Source organism: Paraburkholderia sp. (assembly GCF_028283785.1).
Lineage (GTDB): Bacteria > Pseudomonadota > Gammaproteobacteria > Burkholderiales > Burkholderiaceae > Paraburkholderia.
This window is the reverse complement of the sequence record NZ_JAPWKB010000003.1, coordinates 111,095-130,128: the sequence shown is the minus strand read 5'-3', so window position 1 is coordinate 130,128 and position 19,034 is coordinate 111,095. Positions and strand designations below refer to the sequence as shown.

The following is a 19,034-nucleotide window of genomic DNA, read 5'->3' as shown; positions in this document are numbered from 1 at the left end:
ACTATTACGACGAGACAAGGCACGAGCATGAAGATTTCCACCCGATTGATCCTCCTCGTCGGCGCGGCACTGTTGGGCCTCGCGTGCGTGGTCGCAGTCGCGCTCTATTCGTTGGGTCATACGCTGAAAGACAACCGGCAGGCCGAGATCGTCAATCTGCTGGGCAAGGCGGAACATCTGGTGGCGTTCTATCGCGAGCAGGAGCGTGCGGGCAAGCTGAGCCACGACGATGCGCAAGCCGCCGCGAAGCAGGCGCTGACCGCGCTGAACGCCAGCAAGAACAGCTATTTCTTCGTGATGCGGCCGGACGGTTTCATGCTGGTTCATCCGGTTGCGGATCTGGTCGGCAGAAACATGGTCGGCAAGGGCGCGTTGCCCGGACAAACCGACCTCGAAGCGTATCGCGATGGCCTTGCGCGGACGCATGTCGCGCTGGTCGATGTGCTGATCAAGCGTTCGCCGAACGGTCCGCTGGAGAAAAAACTGCAAGGCGTGGTCGGTGTGCCCGAATGGAACTGGTGGATCGGCACCGGCTTCTTCTACGACGACATCAACGCCGCGTTCTGGCGACTCGCCACCACGTTGATCGCCATTTCCATCGCGATTATCGCGGCAGTCTGTGCGACCGCATGGCTGATGACGCGCAGCGTGCGTCGTGCGCTCGGCGGCGAGCCGTCGGATGCGGCGGCCTTTGCCGCGAAGATCGCCGCGGGCGATCTGGGCGCGGAGATTCGTCTGCAAGCGTCGGATCGCACCAGCCTGATGTACGCGCTGCACGAGATGCGTCTGAAGCTGCGCGACCTGGTGCGCGGCATCCAGCAGTCGAGCGAATCGATTGCGACCGGTTCGGGCGAGATCGCGCAGGGCAATACCGATCTGTCGCAACGCACCGAGGAACAGGCGGCGTCGCTACAGGAAACCGCCGCGAGCATGGAGCAACTGTCGACTGCGGTTCAGCAGAACGCCGACAACGCGCGTCAGGCGAGCCAGATGGCGGTCCACGCACTCGACGCAAGCCGCAACGGCGGCGCGGTGATCCAGCAGGTGATCGGCACGATCGAAGGGATCGCGGGGCAATCGCGCGAGATTGCGCAGATCACCGGCCTGATCGAAGGCATTGCGTTTCAGACCAATATTCTGGCGTTGAATGCTGCCGTCGAAGCCGCGCGCGCAGGCGAGGAAGGGCGCGGGTTCGCGGTGGTGGCAGGCGAAGTGCGAACGCTGGCGCAGCGCAGTGCGTCGGCGGCGAAGGACATCAAGGGTTTGATCGAAAGCTCGGTCATGCAGGTGGATGCCGGCACGCAGCAGGTCGCGAAAGCGGGCGAGCAGATGCGCGAGATCGTCCGCGCGATCGGACGCGTCAGCGACATCATGGGCGAAATCGCGGCGGCGAACGGCGAGCAAAGCACGGGTATCGCGCAGGTGAATCTGGCGGTATCGCAGATGGATCAGGTGACCCAGCAGAATGCCGCGCTGGTCGAACAGGCGGCCGCAGCAGCGGCGTCGCTCGACGATCAGGCGGCCAGTTTGCGCGCGACGGTCGCGCAGTTCCGGCTGGCTTGAGGCTTGATGTTTGCGGCTTGAAGCGTGCGCCGCGTCAATGCACGAACGGCGCGCCGCTCATGCGCCGTCGCGATCGAGCATGCCCGTTTGACGAAGCTGCCTGAGCTTGGCATAGAGCGTGGTGCGCGACAGCCCGAGTTGCCGCGCGGCCGCCGCGATATTGCCCTCATGCTCGCGGATCGCGTTCTGGATCGCGCTGAGCGTCTGCTCCCGCAAGCTGGCGTTGGCTACGGCGTTGGCCGTGGACGTGTTGACGATGGGCGATGCAGCGGCTTCGCCAACGGCTGCCGCGAGACCCGCTGCTTCACGCCGCGCGGTGCTGCGGCTTTGTGGCGCGCGCGCATGACTCACCCACAGATGACTGCCGTCCGTGCGCGGCACCCGTTGCGGATTGCGGCCGGTTTGCAGCATCCGGTTCAGTTGCGCGGGCGTGGCCGCGTCGAAGAGTTGTCGCAGATGCAGCGCGGGCAACGGCGCGCCCGGCGATAACGACAGCATCCGTCGCGCCATCCGGCTGGCGGCCCGTACGAAACCATCTTCTTCGACTGCGAGAATGCCCGCGAGCGGCGTGTTCAGCCAGCGCGGATCATGTTGCAGACGCAACAGATGACAGCCGCGCAAGGTCGCGAACATGCGCTGCTCGGCGGCCAGCGCGGCGAGCCGGAATTGCTCCTGAACCTGGGCCGCGTCGCGCTCGCCGGTGCCGGTGATGTCCAGCGCGCCGATGACCTCGCCATGAAAACCGAACAGCGGCACGGCAACGCAGAACGCGCGCTCGAACTCCTGCAGATAATGCTCGCCGCGCGCGACCACGACTTCCGAGCCGTCGTGGATCACGCAACTCGGCGCGGTCGTGCCGATATGCGATTCGAGGATGCGTCGGCCGGACGTGATGGGCAGCAGCAGGTCGTCGGTGCAGGCGGGACTGTGGCGCGCGTGGACCACCGTGCCTTGCGTATTGACGCAGAAGATGGTCCAGTCGGCGCCGCCGAATGCTTCCCACAACTGCTCGATTTCATCGACGACGCAGCTATAGAGGCGGCGGTCCGCTCGCGAATCAGAACCGTGGCGCGAGGTGTCGAGCAATTCGTATTGCGGCGCTTGCGACGGCAGCAGACCGGCAGTCCGCGAACGCTCCCATGACCGCGCGACCGGCGCGGACAGCAATGCCGCAGGCAACTGCTCGCCGCCGCTGAACTGCACGCGCGCGGCGTTCAGACGCTGTTGCCGCGACGCCGTCGAATCGATCTTGTCCACGCTGTCTCCTGTGCGGCGCGACGCCCGTACGCGGCGCCGCGCTGTTCCGTCCACAGAATACCTCACGCATGCCGCGAAGCGCCGTCAGCCGGGCAGACCGGCTGACGGACCATGCGCGTGCGTGCGTCAGTGCGAAATGCGCAACACCGGCTTCAACGTGACGCCGCTGATGCTGTCCTGCGCGGCTTCGTTGATCTGTTCGAGCGGATAGAACCGCACCAGCCTGTCGAACGGAAAACGGCCTTGCTGATACAGCTGAACGAGTTGCGGAATGAAGGTTTGCGGCACGCTGTCGCCTTCGACGATGCCGCGAATCGTGCGGCCGTTCAGCAGCAGGCTGTTGATGTCGAACTGCGCCAGCGTGCCTAGCGGCGGCGCGCCGACCACGCCCATCGCGCCGCGTGTGCCGAGCGCTTCGATGCCTTGCGACAGCACTTCGGCGCGGCCGGTGGATTCGAGCGCGAAATCGACGCCGCCGCCGGTGATCTCGCGGATCGTCTCGATCATGTCCACTTCGCGGCTGTTCACCACGTGCGTTGCGCCGAGTTCTTTCGCCAGCGCGAGTCGCGACGGCACGACATCGACGGCGATGATGGTGGTCGCGCCCGCGACGCGCGCGGCCATCACCGCGCTCAAGCCGACCGCGCCCGCGCCGAGGCTGGCGAAGCTGCTGCCCGGCGTGACCTTCAGCGAGTTGATCACCGCGCCCGCGCCGGTCTGGATTCCGCAGCCGAGCGGTCCGAGCAGGTCGAGCGGCGCGTCGTGCGGGACCTTGATCGCGTTGTTCTCACGCGCCAGCGCAAAGCTCGCGAACGACGATTGCGCGAAAAAATGATCGTGAAGCGGACGGCCTTCTTCGTCCTCGATCGCGGTACGGCCTTCGAGATCGCCGCCGCCGAAGTTCAGACCGAAGAAGTGCTTGCAGTACGCGCCGTGGCCGCCGCTGCACGGCTGGCAGTGGCCGCATGCGCCGTAGGTCAGCACCACGTGGTCGCCGGGTTTCAGGCCCTTCACCGACGGCCCGACTTCCTCGACGATGCCCGCGCCTTCGTGGCCGAGCACGGCCGGCAGCGGCACCGGATAGTACTGGTCGCGCACGATCAGATCGGTGTGACACAAGCCGGTCGCGACCACGCGTACCAGCACTTCGTCGTCTTGCGGAGCCCGGATGCGTGCCTGTTGAATCGAGAACGGCTCGCCCTTCGCCCGTGCGACGGCGGCGGTTATCTTGCGAAACGGTGTGAGTGTGCTCATGGTTGTCCTTGCGCGATCAGAGCGGATAGAGCGGGGCTTCGCCCTTGACGGTCATCCATTGCCATTGGGTGAATTCTTCCCAGTTCGCCGGGCCGCCGATACTGGTGCCGTTGCCCGACGCGCCGACGCCGCCGAACGGGTTGATCACTTCGTCGTTGACGGTTTGATCGTTGATGTGGAGCAGGCCGGTACGCAGCCGTTCGCCCATCCGCAGCGCGCGGCCCACGTTCGACGTGACGATCGCCATCGACAAACCATATTCGGTGCGATTGGCGAGCGCGATCGCGTCTTCGTCGCTGTCGAACGGCACGACCACTGCAACCGGTCCGAAGATTTCTTCGTTGAACGCGGGGTTGTCGGGCGTGACGCCGCTCAGCACGGTCGGTTCGAAGAACAGGTCGCGGAAATGGCCGCCCGTTTCGAGCGTCGCGCCGGCCTGCTGCGCATCGGCCACCACGCGCGCGGCGTGATCGCGTTGCGCCGCGTTGATCAGCGGTCCGAGCGCGACGTCGCCTGCGGCCGGATCGCCGACGGTCAGGCTGGCCGCTTTATCCACCAGTTTCTCGACGAAGCGGTCGTAGATTTTCCGCTGCACCAGCACGCGGCCGGTCGCCATGCAGATTTGTCCCTGATGCAGATAGACGCCCCATGCGGTGTTGGCGACGGCGAGTTCGAGGTCGGCGTCGTCGAGCACGATCAGCGAATTCTTGCCGCCCAGTTCCAGCGACACCTTCTTCAGATGACGCCCGGCCGTTTCTCCGACCTTGCGTCCTGCTGCGGTCGATCCGGTGAACTGGATCATCGCGATATGCGGATCGCTGGTGAGCGCTGCGCCTGCCGCGCCGTCGCCGGGCACGACGTGCAGCACGCCGTTCGGCAGACCGGCCAGTTCGAACAGCCGAGCGATCACGAAGCCGCCGCACACGGACGTGCGCGGGTCCGGCTTCAACACGACCGCGTTGCCCAGCGCGAGCGCCGGGGCGACCGCGCGCATCGCCAGATAGAGCGGGAAGTTGAACGGCGAAATCACGCCGATCACGCCGAGCGGACGGCGGCGCGCCAGCGACAGACGGCCCGGCACCGACGGCAGCACTTCGCCCGCCGAGCGCGACGGCAGGCCGGTCGCTTCATGCAGCGCCTTGATCGTGACCGAGGTTTCGAACCCGGCCTTCGCGCGCGTCGAGCCGCTTTCGCGGACCACCCATTCGACGATCTCGTCGAAGTGCGTTTCGCCCAGACGCGCCGCACGACGCAGCACGCTCGCGCGCTCGTCGTACGGCAGCGCGGCCCATGCCGGTTGCGCGCCGCTGGCGCTCGCGGCGGATTGCGCGATCAGGTCCGCGTCAGCCATGCCGATGCGTCCCAGCCGCTGGCCGGTCGCCGGTTCCATCACGTCCGACGTGTGGCTGCCGGGCCGCCATTCGCCGGTAAACAGGCGGGCTTGCCAGATGTCGGTATCGAGTAGGCGCGAAGCGGGGGTGACGCTCATGGATTCTCCTGACGGTGTGGCTGCGCGACGGCGCTGCGCAATAAGGCCGTGACACGTCGAAGATCGAAGCGCGTCGTGGCACGGCCTGAGGTTGCCGAGCATAGAAGCGAGGCCGCGCGCGTGCTATCGGTATTTCTTCCTGCCGCTGGGACCGACAGCGCGACGGGGGCGCGCGCGTGGAAGTGTCCAGTTTCTGAACAGAGCCGCCACGGGCCCGCGTCGAACTCACGCGGGCACGGACGGTTCGGACGGTTCGGACGTTATGCTTTCGACCACGCGGCCGCAGCGGCCATCGCGAAGTCGCGATACGAGCGCGGCGGGCGGCCCAGCAGTCCGGCAAGACGCGCGACGTCGTCGCTCGACGCCACCGCGCCTTCCTGCTGATAGCGTTGCATCATCAGGCGCATATCGTAGGCGAGCCACGGCGGTGCGGCGGCCTTCAGCCGCTGTTCGAGCAGATCGAGGTCGTCGCCGCCATAGCGGACCGGACGGCCCAATGCTTCGGCCCAGATCGACGCGACACTTTCGGCTGTGATCGCATCCGGCCCGACCACGTCGTAGCTTTCGCGCGGCAACGCTCCGCTTGCCCGCTCGCGACGCAGCAACTCACGCGCGGCCGCATCGCCGATATCGCGCACATCCACCATCGAAATCCCCTTGCTGCCGATCGGCATCCCATACACGCCATGCGTCGTCAGCGGCTCTTTCTGACGCTCGTCGTTCTGCATGAAGTACGCGGGACGCAGCGCGGTGGCGGGCAGATCGTCGTGCTCGATCATCCGTTCGACCGTGTATTTGCCGGTGAAATGCGGCACGTCCACATACTCGGCGCCCTTGAATACCGACAGATAGACGATGCCTTTGACGCCCGCGTCCCGCGCGATGCTCATCGCCTGCAGCGCCTGCGTCAGTTCGTCGGCGGCGTTCGGCGCGAGCAGGAACAGCGTGCTGACGCCTTTCATCGCGGCGCGCATCGCGTCGATGTCGGCGAGTTCGCCTTTGACGGCGGTGATGCCCGCATCGAACTGCGCTTTTTCCGGCGAGCGCGTCAGCGCCCGGATTTCCGCGCCGCTATCGCGCAAATGATCGAGAACCTGCTTGCCGACGACGCCCGTGCTACCCGTGACCAGAATGGCCATGATCCTCTCCTTGATTGATGTGGACTGCGGTCAGCCCGTGAGAAACAGATTATTCGTTCCACCAAAGCATTGAAAGTGCCAGAATCGAGACATCTCGTCTCATCAACGGAACGATCATGGATTTGACCTCGCTGGCCGATTTCAATGCGGTTGCGCAATACGGCGGCTTCGGACCGGCCGCCCGCGCGCTCGACCGGCCCAAGGCAACCCTCTCGCGACGGGTCGCGGATCTGGAGGACGCGTTGGGCGTGCGGCTGATCGAGCGCGGCTCGCGGCGTTTGCGTCTCACCGGGGAGGGCTTGGAGCTGCACGAACGCACGCGCGGCCTGATGGCCGAGATTCAGGAGGCGGGCGCGGCGCTGGCGTCGGGTGCGCCGGTGCCGCGCGGACGCTTGCGGATCAGCGCGCCGGTGGTGTTTTCGCATGTGGTGCTGGGCGGCATTGCCGCGCGCTTTGCACTGGCGTATCCGCAGGTCGAGGTCGAAGTGGTCGCGGAAGATCGCATCGTCGATCCCGCCGAGGACGGCTACGACATGGTGATCCGGATCAATCCGTCGGAAGACGAACGGCTGATCGGACGACGCATTCTCAGCGACGAGCGCTGGGTGGTCGCGGCGCCGACGATGTCGATTCCGGCCGCCCGCGCGTCGGACCCGGCGCACCTGCCGGTGCCGAGCGTGATGTCGCCCGCTGCGGCCGCGTCCGAGCCGTATTGGACCGTGCGCACGACGGCGGGCGAGACCCGCTCGCTCGCGCCGACGCCGGTGTTGCGTTTGTCGTCGTTGCTGATGGTGCGCGACGCGGCGGTCGCGGGCGTCGGCGCGGCGCTGTTGCCGAAGCTGCTGGTCGAGCGCGACGTGGCGGCGGGGCGGCTCGTGCAATGGGGCGTGGACGGCGGGCCGCCGGTCGAAATATGGGCGCTTTATCGCTCGCGCCGATTGCTGGGCGCGAAGGTGCGGGCGTTTATGGATATGCTTCAGGACCTGCTGTCGCCAGAGCGGCGCGCGGCGTGAATCGTGAATCAGGTTTGGGATTAAGTTGCGCGCCGGATCGCGTCGGCATTATTTGCCGCTTTCGGATTCAGATGATCTGATTCATTTCGCACGGGCTGCAAAAATGCCATTGAAGTGTGTCCTGAAAATGCAAAGTCCCGGTACTATACGAATCATCGGGAATCGTTACGGTTGTGGCGTTCGCGGGCAGTAGAAAGAGAGTGGGAATGTAAGCAGCTATGTAAGCGGGTCAGGGCCGTCCCGTATATAGATCGCTAATAGACATTCACCGTCTCTTTGAAAGCGGCAATACAAAATATTACAGGGCAATTCAAAAACAGCAGACGCTCGCTTGAGTTGGATGGAGACTGTCGCGCAAGACACAGCACATGAAAATATGAACAACTTTATGCGGCCCCCTGTTTACTATCCGGCAGCCGTCGTTTTCGTCGACGACAGCGACAGCTATCTTGGCGCACTGCGGCGTTACTTCCCGGATATGTCAGCCGATCTGTTTTTCACGCGTCCGCAACATGCGCTTGCCTTCATTCGCGAGCACGTGCGCGAGCGCACCGCCCGCAGCGTCGAGAGCCTTGCCGAACGGGACATTCTGGCCCGTCATGCGCGCTTTTCCGAAGTCGCGGCAATCGTCGTCGATTACGACATGCCGGAAATGAGCGGTGTCGAATTCCTGTCGTCGATTCCCAATCTGCAATGCGCGAAAGTGCTGTTGACCGGTGTCGCCGACGAGCGGATCGCGATGCAGGCTTTTAATGCCGGCATTGTCGATTTATATCTGAGAAAAAGCGATCTCGATTCCGCCAGCCGGTTGACGCATTTTCTGAAAGAAGCGATTGGCTGGCATTGCTCGCAAAACGGTCTCGGCTCGGTCGAAAAGGCCGTGACCTATTCCGATCCGCGTACCCGGAATGTGATCGACACGTTGATCGCAACGGAGAATATTGTCGAATATTACTGGCGGCCCAAACAGAATGCGGTACTGATGTTCGACCGTGCCGGCAAGCCCAGCGTTTTTGTCGCGTGGCGCGCCGACGATTGGGCGTTTCACGCTGAAACCGTCACCGCGAATGGCGGTTCGGCGGAATTGCGCAACGTGATGGATCGCCGCGAAGCGATGCCGGTGTTCTGGCCGCACGAAACCTTCCAGCCGGACGCGGAATTCAGGGCGCTGACGCCGCGCGCCATTCCGGATTTCGACGGTGCGTACTATTGCTGGATGCCGCTCGATCCCGCGCAGCTCGATGTCAGCCCGCTGAGCTTTGCCGACTGGCGCAAAGACCAGAAGCCACGGGCGTCTGCATGATCGCTGGATTGCCGTGTTCGACGCGCTGAGTCATATGTACGCCATCCCGACGGCCTTCGTGTCCGCGATGTTCATCGTGTTCGGCCTTTATGTGCTGATCACGCAAGGACTGACGCGGCTGTCGGTGCCGTTCCTGCTGATGTGCGCGACCACCTTCGCGTGGCAGGCGACCTGGACCCTGCTGTTCCAGACCGACGATCCGCAGATGGCGGGCTGGCTGGTGCGGCTCGGCTATCTGTTCATTCTGTTTCTGCCGACCACGTTCTATCACTTCGTCACCGAAGTCTCGGCGCGGCGGCGCGAGCGACCGTGGCTGCTGGCATCGTACGGGCTGTGTTTTCTGCTGGCGGTGCTGCTGCCGGGCACTGAGGTGATCGCGGGTTACCGGCGCTATTTCTTCGGCTTCTATCCGCTGGCCGGGCATCTGCATCCGTTGCACGTCGTGCAGACGGTGTTGCTGGCGGCGCGCAGCGGCTATCTGCTGCTCGACGCGCGCCGGAAAGCGGGCGGCGAAGCGCGGCGGCGACTCGATCTGTGCGTGGCGAGCCTCGGCCTGTACTCGTTCGCCGCCGTCGATTACGCGGTCAACTACGGCTTTTCGTTTTATCCGCCGGGCGTGCTGTTTATCGCGCTGAGTCTGGGGCTGCTGGCCATCACGATCGTGCGCTATCACCTGATTCATCCGTATGCGCTGGCCGCGAGCATTGCGCACGAAGTCGCCACGCCGCTCGCCACCATTGCGATGCACGCGGACGAGATCGCCACGGTGTGGGGCGACGTCTTCAAGGGTTACCGGCTGGCGGTCGCGCACGGCCTGTACGACGACCATTCGCATTCCGGCCAGTCCGAGCGCATCAGCCAGCTGGCGACGGCGATCCGACGCGAAGTGTCGGGTACCAGCGCGGTGATCGAGATGGCGCTGGCGTCGTTCACGCTCGACCGACTCGATCGCAGCCGCTTCAGCACGTATGCCGTGCAGCCGTGCGTCAGCTCGGCGCTCGAACGCTATCCGTTTCGCAGCGACGAACGCGCGCGTATCGACGTCGCGCCGATCGACCCGGCGCTCAGCTTTTCCGGCTCGGATACGCTGGTGGTGTTCGTGCTGTTCAACCTGCTGAAAAATGCGTTGCATGCGATTCGCGTCGGCGGCGACGGGCAGATTTCGATCAGCGCGTCGCAGGAGCGCGACTTCTGCGTACTGCGGTTTCACGACACGGGCCCGGGCATCACGCCCGACGTATTGCCGCATATCTTCGATCCGTTCTTTTCGACCAAGCGCCACGGCAGCGGCGCGGGCATGGGCCTCGCGTTCTGCCGGCGGGCCACGGAAATGCTGGGCGGCAGCATCGAATGCACGTCGGCGCGCGGCGTCCACACGACGTTTATCGTGCGCCTGCCGACGCCAGGTTCGCCAGCGGACCGGGCGGTACGGAACCCGCAAGAGCGTTCCCAGCGTCGGGGTGGTGGTGAAGGCTAGGCGATAACGGTCATGGTCAGATCGTCAGCGCCGATACCGGCAATTCATATTCCTTCACACGGTCGATGATGCCTTCCGGAAAACGGCGGATTTTCCGGTCGCGGCCTGCAAACAGGATCTGCTGATACCCCTGCGAAACCTGGCGTCCGTCCACGTAGAAACGGAACAGCAGATACGCCGAACACTGTCGGACCTGCACCGTATTCAGATAGCAATCCACGCGCTGGAACGGAAAGGTTTCATGCACGTATTCCTGGTGCGCACGCTTGGTCACGAACATACCGTCGGAGCCGAGCAGATCGTTGTGAATGCACTCATGGAACCAGCGCTCACGGCACACGCCTTGCCATTCGAAATAACGCGAGAAGTACGTGTTCATAAACGCGTTCGAGTCTTTCAGATAAATATCGAACGAGTGATGAAATGTCTTCGGGGACAGCATCGTCAACGGCTCGCCGGAAACAGACATGGCCGGGCTGCGGGACAGGACATTGGGGATAGCATCACGCATCAACATACGATTTTCCTTGAAAAAGGAATGGCTGCTTGCGGCAGCCGCGCATGCATCCCTGAACGGGACGCACACCGTATTCTGTTGGCGTTATGCGTTAAGTGGGTATTGGCTACCGGGCACAACACGCAATCTCGTGCGTGCGCCGGATAACGGAGTCACGATAATGGTCCGTTAGCCGTCTTTTTCAATGTCGCTTCAGCGCGCTTTTTACGGTTAACCCGGCACGCCGGATTCGATTGAAAGCGGGCGTGGTGCCTTGCATTCGGTATCGACGAATTCCCGCACTTCGGCGCGTTCGATAAAGCTCGCCGCCGATTGCGCGGCAAGCAGCGCCTCGCTTTCCTGCGGCTTGCCGATCACGAAGCCCTGTACGTAATCGACGCCGATGTCCTTCAGCGCGCGCAGGGTGTCGACATCCTCGACCCATTCCGCGACGCTGCGCATGCCGAGATTGCGTGCGAGCGCAACGATCGCCTCGACGATCGCGGTGTCGGCTGGATGCTGGCACATCGTGCGCACGAACGCGCCGTCGATCTTCAACGCGTCGGCGGACAGCTCTTTCAGATACTTGAACGAGGTTTGACCGGCACCGAAATCGTCGAGCGCGATGCGTGCGCCCATCTCGTGCGCGCGCGCGATAAAGCGCTGGGTGTTTTCCAGATCGTGCAGCGCGACGCTTTCGGTGATTTCGAGGCACAGGTAGCGCGCCACCGCCCGATACCGTTCGAGCAGCCCGAAAATCTCTTCCATGAACTGCTCGTCGTTCAACGAACCGCCGCTCAGGTTGACGCAGACAAAGCGCGTATGGTCGAGCCGCTCGCGGTGGGTCGTGATCCATTCGAGCACCGTGGACAGCACCCAGCGATCGATCGACGCGGTATTGCCGGAGCTTTCGGCGGCCGCGATCAGCGGACCGGCGGGCGTGACCGAGCCGTCGGGTTTGCGCAGGCGCAACAGCACTTCGAAGTCGAGCGAGCCGTGCGGGTCGGTCATCGACATGATCGGTTGCATCACGAGGAACAGGCCGTCGGGCAGCCGATGCTGACCGAGACTTTCGACCAGACCGATCTCGCGCGCGCGTTCCTCGAACGCGGGCGCGCCGCGCGCGTAGGTGACCAGATGCCCGTGCGCGGTCCGTTTGGCTTCGCGGCACGCGCGGTCGGCGTGCGCGAGCGCGTCGAGCACTTCGTCGCGCGGCGTGCACTTCGTCGCGCGGCGTGCATTCGACCAGACCGATCGACGCCTTCACCTGGAACGAGCGCATGCCGACCTGGTAGGGCGTCGCACTCAACGCGGCGACCAGATCGCGGCACTGCGCGGTGGCCTGTCCGATCGACACATCTTCGAACACGCAGACGAACTCGTCGCCGCCGATCCGTCCAACCGGATAGCGCGCGTCGAGTTTCAGCGCGAGCCGGTTCGCGACCAGCTTCAGCACGTCGTCGCCGGCCGCGTGGCCGAACAGATCGTTGATCAGCTTGAAGCGGTCGAGGTCGATATACGCGAGCGCCCACGAGCGGTTTTCGGCGCGCAGCCGGTTGATCGCCTTTTCGATGCCGCGACGGTTCAGCGAGCCGGTCAGCGGATCGTGATCGACGAGGAAATGCAGCCGGTCGATTGCGCGCGAGCGGTCGGTCACGTCTTCGAGCGATCCTTCGATCGTGCCGTGCGTGCCGTACGATCGGCGCGCTTTCAGCGAATAACGGCGCGATGCGCTGCCGTCGTCGCGCCGGCTCTCGATTTCGATCGACGCCGGGCTTTCCTGATCGGCGAGGCGATGCAACGCGTCCCATGCGTCGTCGCCGAAGAAATCGCGCCAGTGGCGCCGTTGCGGATCGGCGCCGTTCAGGCCGAGCATCGCGTGCAAGGCCGGGTTCGCGCGGACCAGGTGACCGTCGCTGTCGAGCGTGAACAGGCCGATCGGCGTGACGTCGTAGGTATTTCGTAATGCGATCTGCATGCGCCGCCGACGCTCGCGCTCCGCGCGCATCTGCTCGGCGATCGCGAACGCCGCCATCATGCTGGACAGCAGCGCCGTGACGACCGGATTGACGCCGCCGAACAGCATCCGGATGCCGAACGCCGCGGAAATCACTTCGGAGAGAATCGAGAACAGCACCACCGCCATCGACGACACGTACCACAGCACGGTCCGCGAGCGCGCCTTCGTGACCAGTTGAACCAGCAGGAAGATCAGCGCGAGCATGCCGAAACTGCTGACGCCCCACAGCACCGGAATGAAGTGTTCGTACGACGCGGTCAGCGCGACGATCATCAGCAGACAGCCGCCCGCCTGCACGCCGCGCACGACCCAGCCCACTTTCACGACTTTCAGTTCGCGGCGAAACAGTTGCTGGAACAGCGTGACCGTGACCAGATAGTAAGACGCGAAGGTCAGCTGACGGATCAGCGCGAGATGGTCGGGCGGCACCAGACGGCCGACCCATTCGGTATCGAAGCCGAGCGAATTGGCGGTCAGCCGCAAGTTGCCGATCAGCCAGACCGCGAAAATCACATAGGTCCATTCGCGGTTGATCAGCGCGGTGACGAACACGAAGATCGCCAGCGTGAACAGGCCGCCGGTAATCAGCGACGCACGCTGCTCGAAGTCGCGCGCGGACACCAGGAGGCTGCGCTCGTCGCGGGCGACGACGGTCAGGTACGCGGGACCGGAGAAGGAGCCTTTGCACAGCAGCGGCGCGCCGCCCGTGCGCGCGTCGAGTTCGAACGCGAAGCCGGCCTTGACCGGCCGCAGGATGCCGGTCTCGCGAACCCGGTCGGTGCGCACCGCGCGGTCGATGCTGCCGAGCAGTTCATGGCGCGACTGCGACCAGCAGGCGAGCGTCTGCGCGTGCCGGGAGGGGAACTCGATATAGGTGGTGGTGCCTGCGCTGACGGCGGGCGGGTTGAACACGAACCAGACCGGCGTTTCGGACAGATGCGTACTGAATTTTTTCAGCGATGGGGCGGCTTGCAGCGCGCGCAGCGCGTCGTCGGGTTGCAATGTGCCGGGGCGATCCTGCAGCGCGCGGAATTCGAGCGTGGTGAAGTCGGCGGTGCCGAGCTCGGGCGGCGCCCAGAGCAGCACGGCCAGCGTGCCGAGCGTGATCGCGCCAGGCACGAGGTAGATCGCAAAGCGGCTGAGCAGCCAGTCAACGCAACGACCAACGGACGCGGCGCCCGATAGCGGAAACAGCCTGACCCACTTCATATTGGACATTTTCCTCGATTGGCGTGCCGGCCATACGCCGATGCGCCGTGGTGTTGCTATCCCCGTTCGACCTGTGCTGGAGTCCGGCCTCGCGGCCGGACATCCGGGCATCCGTCAATTTACCAGCCCTTTATTTCCAGGCATTTAAATTCATTACCTTTAATTGCTTGCGTTGTTACCCGGTCTGATTGCACCGGCTTGCATCCGGCTTGCACCGTCAGGCGAGACGAGAGCTTACAACATCGATATCCGGATGGAAGGTCTCGAATACGAACCGGTATAGCGGATGGTTCGCCTCGCCCCAACGCCGCTGCGCCGCAATCACCGGCTTGGCCAGCACGCGATGCGGCAAGCCGCCCACGTGCGCCATCGGCAAGAACTCTTTTTCGCCGAAGATATCGCCAAACAGCATGGCTTCGTATTCGCGATCCAGCGGCGAACGCGCCGTAATCACCATCCAGTCGATCCGGTGCGCGGCGCAATACATGAACAGCGCCTTGCACAACGCCACCTTCACCATCCGTCCGATCGTACCGCCCGCGACACCCAGACGGGTCGCCTCCGCGAGACTGCCGCAAGCGAGCCAGTCCGGCAGCTGAACCGACTGCTCGACCGCCAGCGGCGCGTGCGCATTGGTCTGGATGCGCATCGTACCCAACGCGCCGCCGTCGAGCCGCGACTCCGCGAGCAGGACGGCGAAGCCCGGCGCGCGATCGTTGGCTTCGACCGTCATCGTCTCCGCGAACTCGGGCAGATGACGACGATACGCAGCCTGACGCATCTGCACGGCCTTTTGCAAGCCGGCATCGTCGCTGACGATACGTATGGTAAACGGCAGTCCTTCGCGCTTCTGAAGTTCATGCTGACCTTGCCATGTGGACGGTCCGAAATTTTGAGTGGCGATCGTGGGAATACTTGCGGCCAGAACGGCCGGATCAACGCGGTCCATTTTTTACCCCTTTTGGTTTGTGGAAATGGCGTCGTGCCCGCAATGGCGAGGATGTGCAATGCCAAAAGCAAAAGCACGACAAGCTAGATTCTCACGAAGCCAAGGGGCGACGTTATTTAAAGTAATGCGATGATTTAATGGACAATCATTTCCGCCGGATTCGCATGTCTGCGGCAATCGCGTGGAATAAAAGCCAATGCGCGCCATTGGGGAAATCCGCAAGCGGGGCGAATTGCGCGATGTACGCGGCTTAGCGGCATTCCGGCTTAGCGGCATTCCGGCTTAGCGGCATTCCGGCTTAGCGGCATTCCGGCTTAGCGGCATTGCGGTAATGTCACAATGGCGGGGCGAAGTCCGGATCGGGGCGTATTACTTCAAGGAGAGTGGGCGTGGCTTACGGTGAGCACAAGTATCGGGTGACCGTGCAGTGGGACGGCAACAAGGGGACCGGCACATCCGGGTATCGCGACTACGGCCGCGAACACACGATTCGCGCGGGAACCAAGCCGGAGATTGCCGGTTCATCCGACCCGGCGTTTCGCGGCGACGCGGCGCGCTGGAATCCGGAAGATCTTCTGGTGGCGTCGGCGTCGGCATGCCACAAGCTGTGGTATCTGCATCTGTGCTCGGATGCGGGCATTGCCGTGCTCGCCTATGTGGACGACGCCGAAGGCACGATGCTGGACAGTCCGGAGCAGGGGCGTTTCAAGGAAATCGTGCTGAAACCGCGCGTGACGATTCGCGCGGGCGACGACATCGAACGCGCGGCGTCGCTGCATCACGACGCGCACCGGCAGTGCTATATCGCGAACTCGGTCAATTTCCCGATCCGCTGCGACGCGCAGGTGCAGCGCGAACCAGGCTAAAGCGACTGCCGGATCGACTTGGGCGGATAGCTCGCCAGCACCACCGAAGTCGTCACCGGCCCGAACCGCGCGAGGGCATCGATTGCCGCTTCCAGTTGCGACATGTCCTCGACCACCACCCGCACCACGAAGCAATCGTCGCCGGTAATGCGGTGCGCCTCCAGCACCTCGGGCATCGCGGCGAACGCGCTCAGGCAACGCTCGATTTCCGCATGACTCGTGCGAATCCGGATAAATGCGGCAATCCCGCGCCCGGCCAGACGCGGATTGATCCGCGCGGCGTAGCCTTCGATCACGCCTTGCTCTTCGAGCCGTTTGATGCGCGCCGTCACCGCCGGTTGCGACAGTCCGATCTGCTTGCCGAGTTCCGTATTGGTGATGCGCGCATTCGACTGGAGCATCTCCAGAATTCGCCAGTCCAACCGGTCTAACGCGATCTGCATTGAATTCATTTGTGTGTGACCGAAGATTCCGTCGATTCATTCGTGATCGACCGTGATTTCATTTGTCACACGATGGTGCCAGAGATCGCGCGCTTTTACACTGGTTCTCTATTCACGCTATTTACCGATGGAGAAACTGGCACATGGATTTTCCCGTTCTGGTCGTACCTGGCATTGGCAATTCGGGACCGGCACACTGGCAAACGCGGTGGCAATCGACGCATCCGACATGGCAGCGGCTTGCCGTGGACGATTGGGATCGCGTGGTCTGCGACGACTGGGTCGCGGCAATCGACCGGCAGGTGCGCGACAGCGGCCCGGACACGGTGATCGTCGCGCATAGCCTCGGATGCCTCGCGGTGGCGCACTGGGGCGCGCGTCACGCAACGCCGGTTCGCGGCGCATGGCTGGTCGCGGTGCCCGATCCGGAAGGTCCGGCGTTCCCGTCGGCGGCGAGCGGCTTCGCGCCGTTGCCGCGCGGGCGTCTGCCGTTTCCGGGCGTGATCGTCGCGAGCACGGACGACCCGTACGGCAGCGCGGCGCACGCTCGCGACTGCGCGGACGCATGGGGTAGCGAGCTGCACGACGTCGGCGCGCGCGGGCATCTGAATGCGGCAAGCGGGTTGGGCGACTGGCCGGACGGCCTCGCGTCGTTCAGCACGTTCGCGGGCGCGCGGCCGTAGCGCCGCGTCACGTCACGTCACGTCACGTCGAGACGATCGGGTTGCGGTGGCGTGAAAACTCAGGAGCCGCCAAACCAGTTGTAACCCTGATCGACCCAGTAGCCGCCCGGAAACGTATTGGTCACGAAGATCTCCATGATGTGCTTCGGATTCTTGTAACCGAGTTTGGTCGGCATTCTGAGCTTCATCGGATAGCCGTAACGGGGTGGCAAACGCTCGCCGTCGAAGGTGAAGGTCAGCAGGGTTTGCGGATGCAGCGCGGTCGGCATGTCGATGCTTTCGTAGTAGTCGTCCGCGCATTTGAAACCGATGTATTTCGCCGACGTGTCCGCACCGACGCGCTTCAGGAACGTCGAAAACGGCGTGCCGCCCCATCGGCCGATCGCGCTCCATCCTTCCACGCAGATATGCCGCGTGATCTGTTCGGCCTTCGGCAGCGCGTCGAGTTCGGCGATCGTCCACGTCTTTTTGTCCTGCACGAGACCGCTGACCTGCAGCCGGAAATCGTTGCCGTCGACGTGCGGCACATCGTCGATGCCGTAGAACGCATTGAACGGGAAAGGACGCGTGATCTCGGCTTCGGTGTAGGTCGGCGCGAGGCGGTTCGGATCGAACAGCCAGCCTTGCACACTGTCGTTGAGTCTCGACACGCGCGACAGGAAGGTTTCGACCGATTTGTCGTCCGACAGGCTGCAACCGGTCAGCATCGCGAGTCCGCCGAGCGTCAGGATGCGTTTGCCGAACAGCCGCCGCGACGGCATATCGAGTTCGCGACGCACATCTATTTCCAGCGACGCCCGGTCGAGGTTCGATTGAGAAGGTCTGGATGGCTTCACAGCTGGATTCTCCCTTTAGCGTCCACGAATCATCGTGAGCAGCGAGCGCGGCACGAGCGCAACCATCGTCACATGCACGACGATAAAACCGGCCAGCAACGCCATTGCGCAGAAGTGGACGACGCGCGCGAAGTCGTAGCCGCCCATCAGTTCGCGCAGCAGCGGAAACTGCACGGACTTCCAGATCGCGAGGCCGGATACGATCAGCACGGCGATATCGAGCATCACGAACAGATACGCGAATTTCTGGACCGCGTTGTAGCGGCTCGGGTCCGCGTGCGACAGATGACCTTTAAGCGCTTCGCCCAGATCGTGAACAATGGCACGCGGCGACAGCGGAAAGAATTTCGACGCGATCCGGCCTGTGACCAGATTCATCGCCAGATAGAAGAGGGCGTTGAAAAACAGCAGCCACATGGCCGCGAAATGCCATTGCAGTGCGCCGCCGAGCCATCCGCCCAGCGTGATGCCGGGAGGAAACCTGAAGCCGTGAAACACCGGCGACGCGTCGTAGATGCGCCAGCCCGACAGCATCATCAGTACGGCCGCGAGCGCGTTGAGCCAGTGCGAGATGCGCACCCACGCGGGCTGAATGGTGCGTGACAGCGGCTGCGGACTGGCGTGCGGCGTGTCCGGTTTGGGAATCGCATTCATCGTCGAACTCCGTATGTCGCGTGGCCCGTCGGGCACGATGCGGGTCGGCCGGCATCGGGGTGCTGCGATGCAGGGCCGCCCTCACGCGCGCGCCGAACGCGTCTACTTGCTCATGCCGTTGGCATCGTCGTGCTGCATCGCGGCGCCGGTCGCGCCTTTTTTCATCGTGTCGTGCTTCATCTTGCCACCGTCCTTGCTCATCGAGTCCTTCGACATGCTGTCTTTCGACATTGTGTCCTTGGCCATCGAATCTTTCGACATCGAATCCTTCGACATCGAATCACCGGACATCGCGCCGCTCGCCTGGGCGAACGCCGAGCCACCGCCGACCAGCAACGCTGCGGCACATGCTGCGATTGCAATGCGCTTCATGACAACTCCTT

General features: G+C 63.8%; 19 protein-coding genes and 1 pseudogene. 8 read left to right on the top strand and 12 right to left on the bottom strand.

All coding sequences use genetic code 11. From position 1 onward, the window contains the following. The first annotated feature begins 27 nt into the window (after positions 1-27). Positions 28-1,563 carry a methyl-accepting chemotaxis protein gene (locus PW947_RS02830; RefSeq protein ID WP_299629536.1) on the top strand — a complete coding sequence of 512 codons (1,536 nt, stop codon included), beginning with the start codon at positions 28-30 and terminating at the stop codon, positions 1,561-1,563. Positions 1,564-1,620: 57 nt separating this feature from the next. On the opposite strand, the gene PW947_RS02825 is transcribed toward PW947_RS02830, so the two are convergent. The 4 genes from PW947_RS02825 to PW947_RS02810 form a co-directional block, all read right to left on the bottom strand. Continuing rightward, the gene (locus PW947_RS02825) at positions 1,621-2,820 is read right to left on the bottom strand and encodes a helix-turn-helix domain-containing protein (RefSeq protein ID WP_299629534.1); all 1,200 of its coding nucleotides are present in this window, start codon (positions 2,818-2,820) and stop codon (positions 1,621-1,623) included. 126 nt (positions 2,821-2,946) lie between these two features. After that, positions 2,947-4,074: an NAD(P)-dependent alcohol dehydrogenase gene (locus PW947_RS02820; RefSeq protein WP_299629533.1), complete on the bottom strand. Its 1,128-nt coding sequence runs from the start codon at positions 4,072-4,074 to the stop codon at positions 2,947-2,949. A 16-nt stretch (positions 4,075-4,090) separates the two neighbouring features. Continuing rightward, a complete protein-coding gene (locus tag PW947_RS02815) occupies positions 4,091-5,563 on the bottom strand; it encodes a benzaldehyde dehydrogenase (RefSeq protein WP_299629531.1) in 1,473 nt (490 codons plus the stop codon). A gap of 260 nt (positions 5,564-5,823) precedes the next feature. Next, positions 5,824-6,702, bottom strand: a complete 879-nt coding sequence (locus PW947_RS02810) for an NmrA/HSCARG family protein (protein WP_299629529.1) — start codon at positions 6,700-6,702, stop codon at positions 5,824-5,826. A gap of 116 nt (positions 6,703-6,818) precedes the next feature. Here PW947_RS02810 and PW947_RS02805 point away from each other — a divergent pair, with 116 nt between their 5' ends. The 3 genes from PW947_RS02805 (at position 6,819) to PW947_RS02795 (ending at position 10,495) form a co-directional block, all read left to right on the top strand. Beyond that, positions 6,819-7,715: a LysR substrate-binding domain-containing protein gene (locus PW947_RS02805; protein WP_299629527.1), complete on the top strand. Its 897-nt coding sequence runs from the start codon at positions 6,819-6,821 to the stop codon at positions 7,713-7,715. Between the two features lie 376 nt (positions 7,716-8,091). Continuing rightward, a complete protein-coding gene (locus PW947_RS02800) occupies positions 8,092-9,018 on the top strand; it encodes a response regulator (RefSeq protein WP_299629525.1) in 927 nt (308 codons plus the stop codon). 34 nt (positions 9,019-9,052) lie between these two features. Next, entirely contained in the window at positions 9,053-10,495 is a 1,443-nt protein-coding gene (locus PW947_RS02795; protein WP_299629628.1) for a sensor histidine kinase, read from the top strand. Between the two features lie 16 nt (positions 10,496-10,511). On the opposite strand, the gene PW947_RS02790 is transcribed toward PW947_RS02795, so the two are convergent. The 3 genes and pseudogenes from PW947_RS02790 to PW947_RS02780 form a co-directional block, all read right to left on the bottom strand. Beyond that, a complete protein-coding gene (locus tag PW947_RS02790; RefSeq protein ID WP_299629523.1) occupies positions 10,512-11,012 on the bottom strand; it encodes a thioesterase family protein in 501 nt (166 codons plus the stop codon). Positions 11,013-11,222: 210 nt separating this feature from the next. Continuing rightward, positions 11,223-12,194, bottom strand: a complete 972-nt coding sequence (locus tag PW947_RS02785; RefSeq protein WP_299629522.1) for an EAL domain-containing protein — start codon at positions 12,192-12,194, stop codon at positions 11,223-11,225. A gap of 70 nt (positions 12,195-12,264) precedes the next feature. Then, positions 12,265-12,969, bottom strand: a pseudogene (locus PW947_RS02780) (diguanylate cyclase); the annotation flags it as partial. On the opposite strand from PW947_RS02780, the gene PW947_RS02775 reads away from it, so the two are divergent. After that, the gene (locus PW947_RS02775) at positions 12,968-13,189 is read left to right on the top strand and encodes a hypothetical protein (RefSeq protein WP_299629520.1); all 222 of its coding nucleotides are present in this window, start codon (positions 12,968-12,970) and stop codon (positions 13,187-13,189) included. The pseudogene PW947_RS02780 and the gene PW947_RS02775 overlap by 2 nt on opposite strands. Next, complete coding sequence (locus PW947_RS02770; RefSeq protein WP_299629517.1) at positions 13,186-14,196, top strand: hypothetical protein; 1,011 nt, start codon at positions 13,186-13,188, stop codon at positions 14,194-14,196. The genes PW947_RS02775 and PW947_RS02770 overlap by 4 nt, the downstream gene beginning before the upstream one ends. A gap of 241 nt (positions 14,197-14,437) precedes the next feature. Here PW947_RS02770 and PW947_RS02765 read toward each other — a convergent pair whose 3' ends face one another. Beyond that, positions 14,438-15,169 carry a hypothetical protein gene (locus PW947_RS02765; RefSeq protein WP_299629515.1) on the bottom strand — a complete coding sequence of 244 codons (732 nt, stop codon included), beginning with the start codon at positions 15,167-15,169 and terminating at the stop codon, positions 14,438-14,440. Between the two features lie 389 nt (positions 15,170-15,558). Between PW947_RS02765 and PW947_RS02760 the strand changes: the two genes are divergently transcribed. Next, positions 15,559-16,035 carry an OsmC family protein gene (locus tag PW947_RS02760; RefSeq protein WP_299629513.1) on the top strand — a complete coding sequence of 159 codons (477 nt, stop codon included), beginning with the start codon at positions 15,559-15,561 and terminating at the stop codon, positions 16,033-16,035. Here the strand turns inward: PW947_RS02760 and PW947_RS02755 are convergent. Continuing rightward, positions 16,032-16,487: an Lrp/AsnC family transcriptional regulator gene (locus tag PW947_RS02755; RefSeq protein WP_299629511.1), complete on the bottom strand. Its 456-nt coding sequence runs from the start codon at positions 16,485-16,487 to the stop codon at positions 16,032-16,034. The genes PW947_RS02760 and PW947_RS02755 overlap by 4 nt on opposite strands. A 134-nt stretch (positions 16,488-16,621) precedes the next feature. Between PW947_RS02755 and PW947_RS02750 the strand changes: the two genes are divergently transcribed. Next, positions 16,622-17,161: an alpha/beta hydrolase gene (locus PW947_RS02750; protein WP_299629509.1), complete on the top strand. Its 540-nt coding sequence runs from the start codon at positions 16,622-16,624 to the stop codon at positions 17,159-17,161. Between the two features lie 59 nt (positions 17,162-17,220). Here the strand turns inward: PW947_RS02750 and PW947_RS02745 are convergent, their stop codons facing one another. From PW947_RS02745 to PW947_RS02735, 3 genes are all read right to left on the bottom strand, one after another. After that, entirely contained in the window at positions 17,221-17,997 is a 777-nt protein-coding gene (locus PW947_RS02745; protein ID WP_299629507.1) for a molybdopterin-dependent oxidoreductase, read from the bottom strand. A gap of 15 nt (positions 17,998-18,012) precedes the next feature. Then, positions 18,013-18,651 carry a cytochrome b/b6 domain-containing protein gene (locus PW947_RS02740; RefSeq protein ID WP_299629480.1) on the bottom strand — a complete coding sequence of 213 codons (639 nt, stop codon included), beginning with the start codon at positions 18,649-18,651 and terminating at the stop codon, positions 18,013-18,015. A gap of 102 nt (positions 18,652-18,753) precedes the next feature. Beyond that, positions 18,754-19,023: a pentapeptide MXKDX repeat protein gene (locus PW947_RS02735; protein ID WP_299629478.1), complete on the bottom strand. Its 270-nt coding sequence runs from the start codon at positions 19,021-19,023 to the stop codon at positions 18,754-18,756. Positions 19,024-19,034: the final 11 nt, after the last annotated feature.